This is a genomic window from Ottowia sp. VDI28, from assembly GCF_049532675.1.
Classification (GTDB): Bacteria; Pseudomonadota; Gammaproteobacteria; order Burkholderiales; family Burkholderiaceae_C; genus Ottowia.
On sequence record NZ_CP149820.1, the window covers coordinates 508,334 to 521,214 of the forward strand.

9 protein-coding genes and 3 pseudogenes are annotated in these 12,881 nt (G+C 64.4%); 6 read left to right on the forward strand and 6 right to left on the reverse strand.

From position 1 onward, the window contains the following. Window positions 1-198: 198 nt before the first annotated feature. Window positions 199-390, forward strand: a complete 192-nt coding sequence (locus tag WJU18_RS02295) for a hypothetical protein (RefSeq protein WP_423458561.1) — start codon at window positions 199-201, stop codon at window positions 388-390. Between the two features lie 449 nt (window positions 391-839). After that, window positions 840-1,652 (forward strand): SDR family NAD(P)-dependent oxidoreductase, encoded by an 813-nt coding sequence (locus tag WJU18_RS02300; RefSeq protein WP_423458562.1) that lies wholly within the window; start codon window positions 840-842, stop codon window positions 1,650-1,652. Window positions 1,653-1,684: 32 nt separating this feature from the next. Here the strand turns inward: WJU18_RS02300 and WJU18_RS02305 are convergent, their stop codons facing one another. The 4 genes from WJU18_RS02305 to WJU18_RS02320 all read right to left on the reverse strand — a co-directional run bounded on the left by WJU18_RS02305 (window position 1,685) and on the right by WJU18_RS02320 (window position 4,852). Continuing rightward, on the reverse strand, window positions 1,685-2,503 hold the full coding sequence (locus WJU18_RS02305) for a M48 family metallopeptidase (protein ID WP_423458563.1): 819 nt from the start codon (window positions 2,501-2,503) through the stop codon (window positions 1,685-1,687). A 68-nt stretch (window positions 2,504-2,571) separates the two neighbouring features. Then, window positions 2,572-2,739, reverse strand: a complete 168-nt coding sequence (locus WJU18_RS02310; RefSeq protein ID WP_423458564.1) for a hypothetical protein — start codon at window positions 2,737-2,739, stop codon at window positions 2,572-2,574. A 17-nt stretch (window positions 2,740-2,756) separates the two neighbouring features. Continuing rightward, on the reverse strand, window positions 2,757-3,899 hold the full coding sequence (locus WJU18_RS02315; protein ID WP_423458565.1) for a YeeE/YedE thiosulfate transporter family protein: 1,143 nt from the start codon (window positions 3,897-3,899) through the stop codon (window positions 2,757-2,759). Next, window positions 3,896-4,852, reverse strand: a complete 957-nt coding sequence (locus WJU18_RS02320; RefSeq protein WP_423458566.1) for a sulfurtransferase — start codon at window positions 4,850-4,852, stop codon at window positions 3,896-3,898. Before WJU18_RS02320 ends, WJU18_RS02315 begins: the two co-directional genes overlap by 4 nt. 228 nt (window positions 4,853-5,080) lie before the next feature. Here WJU18_RS02320 and WJU18_RS02325 point away from each other — a divergent pair, with 228 nt between their 5' ends. Beyond that, window positions 5,081-5,686, forward strand: a complete 606-nt coding sequence (locus WJU18_RS02325; protein WP_423458567.1) for a hypothetical protein — start codon at window positions 5,081-5,083, stop codon at window positions 5,684-5,686. Between the two features lie 23 nt (window positions 5,687-5,709). On the opposite strand, the gene uvrA is transcribed toward WJU18_RS02325, so the two are convergent. Further along, the gene (uvrA, locus tag WJU18_RS02330; RefSeq protein ID WP_423458568.1) at window positions 5,710-8,697 is read right to left on the reverse strand and encodes an excinuclease ABC subunit UvrA; all 2,988 of its coding nucleotides are present in this window, start codon (window positions 8,695-8,697) and stop codon (window positions 5,710-5,712) included. 291 nt (window positions 8,698-8,988) lie between these two features. On the opposite strand from uvrA, the pseudogene WJU18_RS02335 reads away from it, so the two are divergent. Beyond that, window positions 8,989-10,145, forward strand: a pseudogene (locus tag WJU18_RS02335) (MFS transporter). Window positions 10,146-10,269: 124 nt separating this feature from the next. Here the strand turns inward: WJU18_RS02335 and WJU18_RS02340 are convergent. Beyond that, window positions 10,270-11,529 (reverse strand): annotated as a pseudogene (locus WJU18_RS02340) (chloride channel protein); the annotation flags it as partial. Between the two features lie 127 nt (window positions 11,530-11,656). Between WJU18_RS02340 and ssb the strand changes: the two are divergent. Together ssb and WJU18_RS02350 are read left to right on the forward strand one after the other, a co-directional pair. Then, a pseudogene (ssb, locus tag WJU18_RS02345) lies at window positions 11,657-12,168 on the forward strand (single-stranded DNA-binding protein). Window positions 12,169-12,247: 79 nt separating this feature from the next. After that, the gene (locus WJU18_RS02350) at window positions 12,248-12,862 is read left to right on the forward strand and encodes a cysteine hydrolase family protein (RefSeq protein ID WP_423458569.1); all 615 of its coding nucleotides are present in this window, start codon (window positions 12,248-12,250) and stop codon (window positions 12,860-12,862) included. Window positions 12,863-12,881 lie beyond the last annotated feature (19 nt).

Here is a 12,881-nt window from a genome sequence, read left to right on the forward strand (position 1 = left end):
AGCGCGGATCCTCAAGTGTTTGCAGTAGGCTTGAAGCGACGGGAATGAAACGCCGGTGTTTGTAGGAGCGTCGATAGCCTGCAAGATACGGCTACAGCCGGTGCGCATCAAAGCTCCTCGGGCCTGAGCTTCAGTTACGGCGCAAGACGCCAATGCGGGAGCCAGCTTCAGTCAAGGCCGGGCAATGGCAGCTATGCGATGGTCACGGAGCAAAGCGATATCGCGGCGGGCCAGGGTGGCTTCGAGATCGATGTGACGGGCACCACGCAGCTGAAGGGCAGTCTGAGCGATAGCACCGCCAGCGCAGACAAGAACAGCCGGAGCACGGGCAAGCTGATCACGGAAGACATTGCCAACCACGGCAAAGTCAGCTGCATCGGCAAAGGCTAGGCTAGGTAACTCGGTGAATCAAGCCCGAAGCCCATCGTTTGAGGGGCTCATCGGCTGTCTTTCCTTCCCAGAGCTCCAGGGTGACCTCCACTCTCGCGGCACGCGCCTTGTCGGCCAGAATCAGCAGCGAAGGCTGCCCTGCGTGGTCAACGAAGCAGGGCGACACCAGCGGGTGATCCGGCGGTATCGTTTGCACATGCCGTAAGATAAAATTAGTTGTACTATTAATAATACTATAGGGTAATATGCATTCCGCCTAAGAAATGACAGAGGACATCACAACAGGTGCCCGCTAACTGGAAGTCTTCAGAGAGCGAGTGTCACGCTGATCACCGAACAGATCGTGATGTTCCGGCGCGGCAACTACGCCGACTAGTGTGAGCACGCCCTAACTGGATACCGGCTCCTTCAGGATTTTTTTGACGTCAACCGATGGGATACATCCGACCATGAACGCTTCACTTACCGCTGATCCGTCTTCCGTTTCGCCGTCCGCCGGCCGGCTTCTGGCAGGCAGGGTGGCCCTCGTCACCGGAGGCGCCTCCGGCATAGGGCGGGCCGCTTGCCTCTCGTTCGCGCGTGAAGGCGCGGCCGTCTGCGTCGCCGATAGGGATCTGGATGGTGCCAAGGCCACAGTGGCCGCCATACAGGCTGAGCTGGGCGAGGCACTGGCGATTCAGGCTGACGTGGCCAGCGAGGAACAAGTGCGGGGCATGCTGGATCAGGTAACGAGGCACTACGGCCGTGTGGACTGTTGTTTCAACAACGCGGGTATTGGCACCCTTGAAACCCACAGCCGGGGGAAATCCCTGGCCGACGTGGAATTCGGCGACTGGCAGCACATGCTGGCCGTCAATCTGTCTGGCGTGTTCCTATGCCTGAAGTACGAACTCAAGCTCATGGGCCAGAAAGGCGGATCGATTGTCAACACGGCGTCGATCGCGGGCCTGACGGCACTGCCGAACTCGGCGGCCTACGTGGCGAGCAAGCACGGCGTGGTGGGGCTTACGCGCAGCGCCGCGATCGAGTACGGCCACCTGGGTATTCGCGTCAACGCGGTGTGTCCTGGCCATATCGCCACTCCGTTGCTGGGCGCAAGCGATCCTGAAAAAGAGCGCCTGCTCTGGAGCCAGAACCCCATGGGGCGCTATGGCACGGCAGAGGAAATTGCGGAGTTGGCGGTATGGCTGAGTTCCGACCGCGCTTCTTTCATCAATGGGGCGGCGTTCACCGCCGACGGAGGGCGCCTGGCGGGGAGGTGATAGGAGATTCCCGCCTTACGGGAATGCCTTGCCTATCTGCGGCCGGACCGTGCGGCCTCATACAGCGGCATGACCTTGGGTACGGCCTCTTGCAGAGCGACCGTGCGGTCCCCGGAGGAGGGGTGCGTGGAGAGGAATCCCGGTCCGCTACTGCCCAGGCTGGCCATTTTTTGCCAGAGCGTGACGGCCGCGCGCGGGTCGTAGCCGGCGCGGGCAGCCAGTTCAAGGCCATACAGGTCGGCTTCGCTTTCCATGTGGCGTGAGAACGGCAGGTCCAGCGCCAGTTGCTTGCCCATGCCGGCGAGCTGAGTGCCGGCTTGGCCGAGGCCCAGCAGCGCACCGCCAATGGAGACCGCCAGGTTGCCCGCCGCGCTTTGCGACATCTTCTCGCGTGTGTGTTCGCGCAGGGCGTGCGCCATTTCATGCCCCATGACGGCGGCAATTTCGTCGTCGGTAAGTTTCAGTTTGCGGATCAATCCGGTATAGAAAGTGATCTTGCCGCCCGCCATCACATGGGCGTTCACGGTGTCTTCGTTGATCAGGACAAGCTGCCAGGGCCATTTGGCGGCATCGGGGCGAAACGTCGAGACCTGCGGGACCAGGCGCACCATGATCGCATGCACGCGGTTGTATTCGGGGCCGCTGGTGATCAGTGAGCCCTCCGAGCGTGCCTCACGGTTCTGCTCGTCGTAGTACTTCAGCGACTGCTGCGTCACTTCCTGCGATGAGACCAGCAGCAATTGCGACCGGCTTGAGCCTCCGGTCGTCACGCTGCCGGTAGTGGAGCTGGCGCAGCCAACGATCAGAAGGGCAGTAGCCGCCAGGGCCGCAAGGGGTGTCCAACGTGTCATGAGAATCCTCCGTCCAGATGGGCCGATTGTGCCAAGCTGTCTCTCATGTCCGCGTCGGACAAAAGCGATTATTTCGGCATGGCGCAATGTCCGCCGTGTACGGTCGAGCCTGAGCCGGCCGCGATGACGGGCGGCTCCAGCCGCAGATTCACGGGATCCGAGTGGGCAAAATCCCAGGCGATGAAGCCTACGAGGGCGAGCCAGAAGATCCAGCGGCGGGTGGCGGTGGTAGTCATGCAAGGCGCTCCGCGGGTCAGAATTTGAAATGTTTTCTTACCCGCACGCCGATCAGCGTACCGAGGAAGGCCATCGGTACCCAGATCCAGCCATGCAGGCTGCCGGTGGAGATGCCGCTGACCATGGCGCCTACGTTGCAGCCGAACGCCAGGCGCGAGCTGTAGCCCATCACGAAGCCCGCCAGCAGGCCGATCATCCACTGCTGAGTCGTGAGCGGGCGCGAGTTCTGCGGGCGTTTGGGCGCGACCCACAGCGCGCCGGCCAGGATGCCGATGTTGGTGATGCTGGTGATGTCCAGCAAAAGCGTTTGCGAGAGGCGCTGCGCGTGGCCGGGATCGCTCCAGAAGGCGTTCTGAGTGGGGTCGAACAGGCCGAGTGCCGTGGCGCCCTTGGCCGCCCATAGCCCGAAGCCGTAGACCACGCCCCAGGGCTGGCCGGCAATGAACAGGTTCAGCGCGGCGAACAGGGCCAAGGCCACGGCGCCCCATATCCAGCGCGCAGGCACGGTTTTGAAGCTGAAGCGCTTGCCGCTCCAGGCCCCGACCCCTACGGCCACCACAGCCAAGGCTACCAGCGTGGCGGCGAGCGCGCCGCCCGCGCCCAGGCGATCCACGAGGCCAATGGGTTCCGCAGCGCCCAGCGCCAGCCAGCCGTTCAGATGCACCGAGCCCAGGAAGCTTCCGAGCGCGAACAGCGGCAGGATGGCCATGTTGAGCGGCACGCCGAGGCCCGCCTTGTACAAGGTGCCCGAGCCGCAGCCGTCGGCGATCTGCATGCACAGCCCGAACACGAAGGCCCCCACCAGAAGGCTGATGGAAAGCGGGCCGAGCGCCGCCGTGGTTTCGGGAAAATGGGCAAGCATCGGCATCGAAAGCACCGCCAGCAGCGCGAGCAGCAGGATCTGCCCGTAAACCCCTGCAGGATCCTTGTTTTCGACCAGATGACGCCAGCCCGTGGTGAAACCGAAGCGCGCCGCCGCAAGCCCCCAGCCCAGGCCTACGCCTACCAGCAGCAGCAGGCCTTGCCGGACGGAAACGGACCACACCAGCCAACTGAAGAGCCCGGCGATGGCAAGCCCCAGCGGGAGGCGATGGGCCCATAGATTGGGCGAGGTAGGTGCCGGCGTGGTGCTGTCGGCGGTAGCGGCGAGCGTGTTCATGGTGCCTTGGTTCCCAGATTGCGATGCGACCAGCTCATGAACTGATAGCGCAATTGCGCCAGCCGGCCTGGCTCGTTCATCATGGGCAGCGGCTTGGCCGATTGAGTCCATTCCACCATGGAGCCTGGATACAGCTTCACATGGGGTTGCCCCAGGATTTCGGAGCGCACGAACCATTCAGTGGCCGACCAGTGGCCGGTGTTGCAGAACGCGATGGTTTCCGCATCGGGCTTGAGCGAGGGGGCATCGGCTTCCTGCTCAAGGGCGGCCTTGTCCATCAGCATCGCGGTACCGAGCTCGAAGTACAGATCGCTGTCGAGGTTGACGGCACCCGGCAACGTGCCCCGGGCCCGTGCGGCTTCCAGCGCGATGCGGCCGGTGAAAAACGGCGCCGGCCGCGAATCGATGAGGTTGACGTTCGGTTTGCCGATCTTGGAGAGGACTTCGGCCTGGGTGGCGATCATGTCCTGGTCCATGCGCGGCTGAAAATGGCTGCGCGCCACGGTGGCGGGCTGGTTGCTGACAGGCAATCCGGCGCCTTTCCAGGCCGTCAGGCCGCCGTTGAGAATGGAGAGATCCTTCATGCCCAGCATCTTGAGCGTCCAGTACACGCGCGCCGCGGATCCGAAATCGGTGGAGTCGATGCCCGTATACACAATGACGATGTGGTCCTCGGGCGTGAGGCCGAGCTCCTGTATCAGAGGGGTCAGTTGGCTGAGGGGCGGCACTGCCCCGGGGTTATCGGCCGGTCCGCGCCAGCGGCTGAAGTAAGGAGCCGACACCGCTCCCGGCACGTGCTGCATGGCGTAGGCATCTGCCTCGCGGACATCCACAATGCGCACGGTGCCCGCCTTGATGAGGGTATTGAGTTCTGCCGGTGTCAGCAAAGGCGGCGCCGCCATGGCCCACGCGGGCAGGCAGAGCGCCGCGAGGGCCAGCAGAAAGCGAAGCATGCGCATAGATCGGAAGAATCGAGGGAAACCTGGAATTTTCTCAGGCGGTGATCGGGTTGTTTATATAGATTTGGAAGAAGCTAATAACTAAAAGTTTTGAAGGCGGTGGGTTGTTGCAGGTGTTCACATATAGCGGGCAAACTTTTCCCGGAAGCCACAGAAGGCGGTGCAATGAGCCCTAAGCTGGTGTTCAAATCACTTGTGCCACTTCAGGCAAGGAGAACACTGATGTCTACCTATTCGTCCCACCCGCAGCGCCGAGGCGCCACGAGAATGACCGCTGCCGTTCTGGCGGCGCTGCTGGCTGCCAGCGTGCCTGCCTGGGCAGACAAACCATCCTGGGCTGGCGGCGGACGCGGTAACGACCAGGGGCAGCAGCGTGGCTGGGAAGACGGCCATGGCAACCGGAAAGATCCGCATCGCCGCCAGCATGACGACCGCGACCATCGGCGCGATCGGGACGATCATCGGGGCAGGGATGATCATCGCAGCCGGGCGCCTGCCCCCCGGGTGGTCTATGGAAGCTATTTCAACGATCACCAGCGCGTGGTGGTCCGCCAGTATTACGAACCCCAGTGGCGTGCAGGCCGCTGCCCTCCGGGCCTGGCGAAAAAGAACAACGGCTGCATGCCCCCCGGCCAAGCCAGGAAATGGCGCGTGGGCCAGCCGTTGCCGCGCGGCGTGACGTATTACGCGGTGCCGCAGCCCATCGTGGTGCAGCTTGGCGTTCCTCCGTCCGGCTACCGTTACGTGCGCGTGGCAGGAGACATCCTGCTGATGGCCATCGGCACGAGCATGGTGGTCGATGCCATCCAGGACATTGCGGGCTATTGAGTGCTATCGAGCGCTTTGAATGCTCACCGGGGTAGCAGCCGCTTGAGGTACCGCCCGGTGTAGCTGGCCTCGTTGGCCGCCAGTTGCTCGGGCGTGCCCGTGCCCACGACCGTGCCGCCGCCCGCGCCGCCCTCTGGTCCCATGTCGATCAACCAGTCGGCGGTCTTGATGACGTCGAGGTTGTGCTCGATCACCACAATGGTGTTGCCGGCCTCGCGCAACTGATTCAGCACCTTGAGCAGCAGGTCGATGTCGGCAAAGTGCAGGCCGGTGGTGGGTTCGTCCAGGATGTAGAGGGTGCGCCCCGTATCCCGCTTGCTGAGCTCCAGCGCCAGCTTCACGCGCTGGGCTTCACCGCCCGAGAGCGTGGTGGCGCTCTGCCCCAGGGTGATGTAGCTCAGGCCCACGTCCAGCAGGGTCTGCAGCTTGCGCGCAATGGTGGGCTGGTCCTTGAAGTAGGCGTGCGCGGCCTCCACGGTCATCTCGAGGATTTGCGCGATGTTTTTGCCCTTCCACAGGATTTCCAGCGTTTCGCGGTTGTAGCGCTGGCCCTGGCACACGTCGCAGGGCACATACACGTCGGGCAGGAAGTGCATCTCGACCTTCACCACGCCATCGCCCTGGCAAGATTCGCAGCGCCCGCCGCCACTTGATTGCGGCACGTTGAACGAAAAGCGCCCGGGGCCGTAACCGCGTTCCTTCGCGGTATTGGTTTCGGCCATCAGTTCGCGGATGGGCGTGAACAGGCCTGTATAGGTGGCAGGGTTGCTGCGCGGCGTGCGGCCGATGGGGGATTGGTCGACCGCAATGACTTTGTCGAACTGCTCCAGGCCTTCCACGGCTTCATTGGGCGACGGTTCATCGTGCGCCCGGTGGATCTGCCGCGCGGCGGCCTTGTGCAGCGTGTCGTTCACCAGCGTGGATTTGCCAGAGCCGGAAACGCCCGTCACGCAGGTGAGCAGGCCCACGGGAAAGTCCACGGTCACGTTCTTGAGGTTATTGCCGCTGGCACCCACGATGCGCAGCACGCCTTCGGGTGCTTTTCCGGCGGCTTCCGCCTCGGCCGTGCTTTCGTACTTGCCGGAGAGGGCCACAGGCGGCGGGGTGCGTCTGGGAATGGCGATGGTGCGCGCGCCGCTCAGGTACTGTCCGGTCACGGAATCAGGGGTCGCGGCCACCTGCTCGAACGTGCCTTGCGCCATCACCCTGCCGCCATGCACGCCAGCGCCAGGGCCCATGTCGACCACATGGTCGGCGGCGCGGATCATGTCTTCGTCATGCTCGACCACCAGCACGCTGTTGCCGATATCGCGCAGGTGCTTGAGCGTGTCGATCAACCGGTCGTTGTCGCGCTGGTGCAGGCCGATGCTGGGCTCGTCGAGCACATACATCACCCCCGTCAGGCCGCTGCCGATCTGGCTGGCCAGGCGGATGCGCTGCGCCTCGCCGCCGCTCAGGGTTTCGGCGCTGCGGTCGAGGCTCAAATAGTTCAGGCCCACGTCGTTCAGGAACTTCAGGCGGTTGCCGATCTCGCGGACTACCTTGTCGGCAATCTCGGCCCTGGCGCCCGTCAGGTGCAGCTCATCGAAATACGCCTTGGCCTCGCCCAGCGTGACATGGCTGATTTCATAGATGGCGCGGCGCTGCGCTCCGTCGCCCAGCTTCACGCTGCGCGCTTCCCGCTTGAGGCGCGTGCCGCCGCAGTCCGTGCAAGGCTGGTGGCTGCGGTAGCGGGCCAGCTCCTCCCGTACCACCTGCGAATCGGTTTCGCGGTAGCGCCGGGCCATGTTGGGCAAAATGCCCTCGAAAGGGTGCTTCTTGCTCACCTTCTTGCCGGCAGACGCGCCGGAGTCGAAGGTATAGCTGAACTTGATCTCTTCCTCGCCTGAACCATGCAAGATGACATGGCGCACTGCTTCCGGCAGGTCTTCGAAGGGCGTTTCGACATTGAACTTGTAGTGCTTGGCCAGGCTTTCGATCAGCGCGAAGTAGTAGCCGTTGCGCCGGTCCCAGCCCTTGATCGCACCACTGGCCAAGCTCAGCGAGGGGAAGGCCACCACACGCTCGGGATCGAAGAACTCCATGGTGCCGATGCCGTCGCAGGTGGGGCAGGCGCCCACGGGCGAGTTGAACGAGAAGAGGCGGGGCTCCAGTTCGGCGATGGAATAGCCGCAGGCCGGGCAGGCGAACCGGGCGTTGAACAGGTGCTCGCGCCCGGATTCCATCTCGAGCGCGATGGCGCGGCCGTCCGCCAGGCGCAGGGCGGCCTCGAAGCTGTCCGCCAAGCGGGACGCTGTGTCAGGACGCACTTTCAGACGGTCGATCACCACGTCGATGTCGTGTTTTTCGGCTTTCTTGAGAGCAGGCAGATTCTCGGTTTCGACGATCTGGCCGTCCACGCGAAAGCGCACGTATCCCTGCGCCTGCATCTGCTCGAACAGCGGGGTGAATTCACCCTTCTTTTCGCGCGCCACGGGCGCCAGGATCATCAGCCGGGTGCCTTCGGGCAACGCCAGGGCCGCGTCCACCATCTGGCTCACGCTCTGCATGGACAGCGGCAGATCGTGGTCGGGGCAGTAGGGCGTGCCGGCGCGCGCGAACAGCAAGCGCAGGTAGTCGTGGATTTCAGTGACCGTGCCGACGGTGGAGCGCGGGTTATGGCTGGTGGCCTTCTGCTCGATGCTGATCGCGGGCGAGAGCCCTTCGATCAGATCGACATCGGGTTTGTCCATCAACTGCAGGAACTGCCGCGCATAGGCCGACAGGCTTTCCACATAGCGCCGCTGCCCTTCGGCGTAGAGCGTATCGAATGCCAGGGAGGATTTTCCGGAGCCGCTCAGGCCCGTGATGACCACGAGCTGGTTGCGCGGAAGATCAAGGTCGATGTTCTTCAGGTTGTGCGTACGCGCGCCGCGCACGCTGATGCGCTGCGCGCGCAAGGCGGCGCCAAGATGCAGGGAATCATCAGCCCCGGTAGCGGGGGCAGGCGTGGGGAGGGAGCGGGCGTTCAAGATGGGGGCTCTCTTTCTCCCTTCCGCTCTGGGAGAGGGGGAAATGCGGACAGCAAGACAACCGCACATTATCGGTGGTACTGGGTTTTTGTGCAGGGAATGAAGAATCGACCGGTTGGAGCGCGTCCCCGGGAAAGTGCAGTCATTCCGCTGGAGGCCAGAGTTCTGCTAAAAACCAGCATTTCCAGGATGATCGACAATACGCCGTTGTCGATGTTTCGGCTGGTGCCTCTTCCTGCGCCCATGTCTTCTGCTGTTCCGCTTTCCCAGAACCCTACCTCTACCCACCGCATGACACCGGCCGAGCGCCGGGCCAGCATGTCGCTGGCGGCGATTTTCGCGTTGCGCATGCTGGGGCTGTTCCTGGTGCTGCCCGTGTTCGCCCTGGAGGCGGCGCGGCTGCCCGGTGGCGATGATCCCGCGCTCATCGGGCTGGCGATGGGGGTGTATGGCCTTACGCAGGCGGTGATGCAGGTCCCCCTGGGCTTGGCCTCCGACCGCTTCGGACGCAAGCGCATCATCGTGCTGGGCCTTCTGGTCTTCGCGCTGGGCAGTGTCTGGGCGGCCTCAGCCGGCAGCGTGCAGATGCTGGCCGTCGGCCGTGGTTTGCAGGGCGCCGGAGCTGTATCAGCCGCGGTCACGGCATTGCTGGCCGATCTGACGCGCGATGAAGTGCGTACCAAGGGCATGGCGATGGTGGGTGCGAGCATCGGCCTCACTTTCGCCATTTCTCTGATGGCCGCGCCCGTGCTGGCCGGGTGGTTCGGCTTGTCGGGCATGTTCGTGCTGACGGCGGTGCTGGCGGTGTTGGGCATCGTGGTGGTGCTGGGCTGGACACCGGCTGAGCCCGCACGCCACGCCGATCAGCCGCGCGGCCGCCTGGCCGATGTCTGGCTGCATCCCGACCTATGGCGCCTGGATCTGGGCGTGTTCGTGCTGCACACCGTGCAGATGTCGATGTGGGTGGTGGTGCCGGGCCTGTTGGTGCAGGCGGGCCTTCAGAAGGCAGAGCACTGGCATGTCTATCTGCCGGCTGTGCTGGCTTCGTTCGTGCTGCTGGGCGGGCTCTTTGCCCTGGAGCGGCGCGGACACCTGAGGGCGGTGCTGCGCGGTGCGATCGCGCTGCTGTTCCTGGTGCAGGCGGCATTCTGGCTGCTGGCCCCCCAGGCGCCAGGCTTGTGGGCCCTGGGTACCGTGCTGTTTTTCTTCTTCCTGGCCTTCAATATCCTGGAAGCCAGCCAGCCCAGCCTGATCTCCCGGCTGGCACCCGCCCACGCCCGAGGGGCGGCGCTGGGTGTCTACAACACCCTGCAATCGCTCGGTCTTTTTGCCGGCGGCGCCCTGGGCGGCCTGCTGCTCAAGACAGGGGGGCGGGGACGGTGTTTGCGGTGACGGCGGTGCTGGCGTTGGTGTGGCTGCTGCTGGGGTGGGGGCAGCGGGTGCCGTAGCCGCCGCCGCGCTGGAGGCGGCCGGGGCTTCCTCCGCGCTCTGCGCCTTCGCCGCCTTGACCTGCGCCACCATGAAAGCTGCCAAGGTCGCATAGAGCGGCCGGCTGATCATGCGCGAGACGCCGGCGGAGGCCATCGCCACTGCCATCAATGACAGCACCATCGAGCGCCCATCGATCATCTCCATCACGATGATGAAGGAAGTGAGCGGGGCTTGTGTCACGGCGGCCAGGAAGCCGGCCATGCCCATGGCGATCAGGGCGATGGCATTGGGGTGTCCGGTCAGTTGTGCCATGTCATAGCCTATGCCCGCACCGATCGACAGCGAAGGCGCGAAGATCCCGGCCGGCACGCCGCTCCAGGCCGTGAGCCAGAGCGTGATGAACTTGAGCGGGGCGAACAGCTCCGACGCCGGCGGGGCTTCGCCATGCAACAGGGCGCTGGCGGCCTCGGTGCCGCCGCCGAAGGTCATTCCTCCGCTGACCAGGCCGATCACCGCCACCGCGAAACCGCACCCGGCCGCGAAACGTACCGGGTATTGGCGCCTCCAGGCTGCAAAACGGTCATTGTGAGTACCCAGCAGAGAGACGGTCATCAGCCTGGCGAACAGGCCGCCCGCCAAGCCCGCAGCCAATGCCACGCCAATCCCGGGAAGCAGCAGCCCCCAATTGAGGGGCGGCACGCGCAAGGTGCCGAAATAGGCCGTGTTGCCGAACACCGACACACCGATCAACCCGGCTAGCACGATGGACGCCAGAATGACGCCGCTGTAGCGCGCTTCCATTCGGCGCGACAACTCCTCGATGGCAAACACCACGCCCGCCAGCGGCGCATTGAACGCCGCCGCGATACCGGCGGCCCCGCCTGCCACCAGGAGCGCATGCGGGCTGATGGTGATGGCGCCGCGCTGGCGGAACCAGCGCTGAGCATGCTGCATCACGCCTGCGGCCACCTGCACCGACGGGCCCTCGCGGCCGACCGAAAGCCCTGCCAGCAACCCTGCCGAGGCGAGCAGCACCTTGGCAATCGACAGGCGCAGCGAGACCAGGCTGCTTCGCTGGGCCGCGTCCAGGCTGGTGTCGAGCGCGGCAATCACCTGTGGAATACCGGAGCCGGCCGCGCGGGGGAATGCCTTTATCGTGATCCATGCAAGGGCGGCGGTGAGCAGTGGCGTCCATACCAGCACGATCCACGGCTGCCAGTGGTATAAAGCTTCGAACGCATGGAAGGCGCGTTGGCTGAGAAGGGTAAAACCCACGACCACCGCGCCCGCGAGGGCGCCGTAGGCCAATACCACGGCGCGGTCCAGCCACCGCCATCCGTCCATCAGTTCACGGCGGAGATGATGATAAAAGTCTGGATCGCGTGGTGTGGTTGGGCTCATCTTTCGGACACAGGCGAAGCCTGTGCGTCAGGCTGCTGCCGAACGGCCATTCTGGCATGAGCCGCTGCGGCACAATTAGGGGCATGGGCGGCGTGTGCCCTTCTTCATTTTTTCTGGATACCTTAGCATGGCCTCAGTCAACAAAGTCATTCTCGTCGGCAATCTCGGGCGCGACCCCGAGATGCGTTCCTTTCCCAGCGGCGATCAGGTCGCCAACGTGACCTTGGCCACCACCGATAAGTGGAAGGACAAGCAGAGCGGCGAGCAGCGCGAGCACACTGAGTGGCATCGCCTGGTGTTCAACGGCCGCCTGGCCGAAATCGTGGGCCAGTATTTGCGTAAAGGCTCGCAGATTTATGTCGAGGGCAGTATCCGCACGCGCAAGTGGCAGGATCAGCAGAGCGGGCAGGACCGCTACAGCACCGAGATCCGCGTCGACCAGATGCAGATGCTCGGCAGCCGCCAGGGCATGGGCGGTCCCGGTGGCGATGACGGCGGCTACGGCGGCGGTGATGCCTACGAAGCCCTCGCCGTCCGGCGGCGCCCGCGCCACGTGCGGCGCCCGCACCACGCGCACCGGCACCCGCCTCCAGGCCGTCGTCGGGCTTCGACGACATGGACGACGATATTCCATTCTGAAGCTTGACCCATGCTAGAGCGCGGGCGGCCGCTCCGGCCGGCCGGTAGCCCGCTTTCCTCCGATTCCGGTGATGCGTTCATGAGTCAAGACAACACCCTCGTTCCGGCCAAGACGGCCTTGGTCATCATCGACCTGCAGAACGACTTCCTGGATCCCCGAGGCGCTTATGCCAGGGGCGGTGACGTCAACCCGCCTGCACTCCTGTTGCCGGCCCGCGTGGCAGAGGTGGCGCGTGCGCTCAAGGCCGCCGGAGGGATGGTGGCAGCGAGCCAATTCACGCTCTGGACCGACGCCAAAGGAGAGCCCATGGTGTCTCCCCATCTCAAGGCCTTGCGCCCCTACCTGAAAAAAGGCGACTTCACCGTGGGCGGCTGGGGCCATGCCAATGTCGAGGCGCTTGCGGGCCTGGTCGACGTGATGGTCAACAAGGTCGCCTATTCGGCATTCTTCAACACCCAGCTCGACTGGGTGCTTCGCCGCGCCGGCATCGACACCGTGGCCGTTTGCGGCATAGTCACCAACGGTGGCGTCGCGAGTACGGTGCGCGATGCGCATATGCGTGACTATCACGCGATGGTCCTGGACGATGGTTGCGCGGCCTTCGGCGAAGAGCGCCATCAAACCGCGCTGGCGGACATGGGCAGTGTGGCCAAGCGCATGACCTGCGCGCAGTTCATTCAGGCGCTTGCCTGAACTTCGCAGGCCCGGCACG

Bases quoted from the DNA above. Each gene is read 5' to 3' on its own strand.
- WJU18_RS02300 (WP_423458562.1), top strand. From the start codon at position 840: ATGAACGCTTCACTTACCGCTGATCCGTCTTCCGTTTCGCCGTCCGCC.
- WJU18_RS02310 (WP_423458564.1), bottom strand. From the start codon at position 2,739: ATGACTACCACCGCCACCCGCCGCTGGATCTTCTGGCTCGCCCTCGTA.
- WJU18_RS02295 (WP_423458561.1), top strand. From the start codon at position 199: ATGGTCACGGAGCAAAGCGATATCGCGGCGGGCCAGGGTGGCTTCGAG.
- WJU18_RS02325 (WP_423458567.1), top strand. From the start codon at position 5,081: ATGTCTACCTATTCGTCCCACCCGCAGCGCCGAGGCGCCACGAGAATG.
- WJU18_RS02305 (WP_423458563.1), bottom strand. From the start codon at position 2,503: ATGACACGTTGGACACCCCTTGCGGCCCTGGCGGCTACTGCCCTTCTG.
- WJU18_RS02315 (WP_423458565.1), bottom strand. From the start codon at position 3,899: ATGAACACGCTCGCCGCTACCGCCGACAGCACCACGCCGGCACCTACC.
- WJU18_RS02320 (WP_423458566.1), bottom strand. From the start codon at position 4,852: ATGCTTCGCTTTCTGCTGGCCCTCGCGGCGCTCTGCCTGCCCGCGTGG.
- WJU18_RS02350 (WP_423458569.1), top strand. From the start codon at position 12,248: ATGAGTCAAGACAACACCCTCGTTCCGGCCAAGACGGCCTTGGTCATC.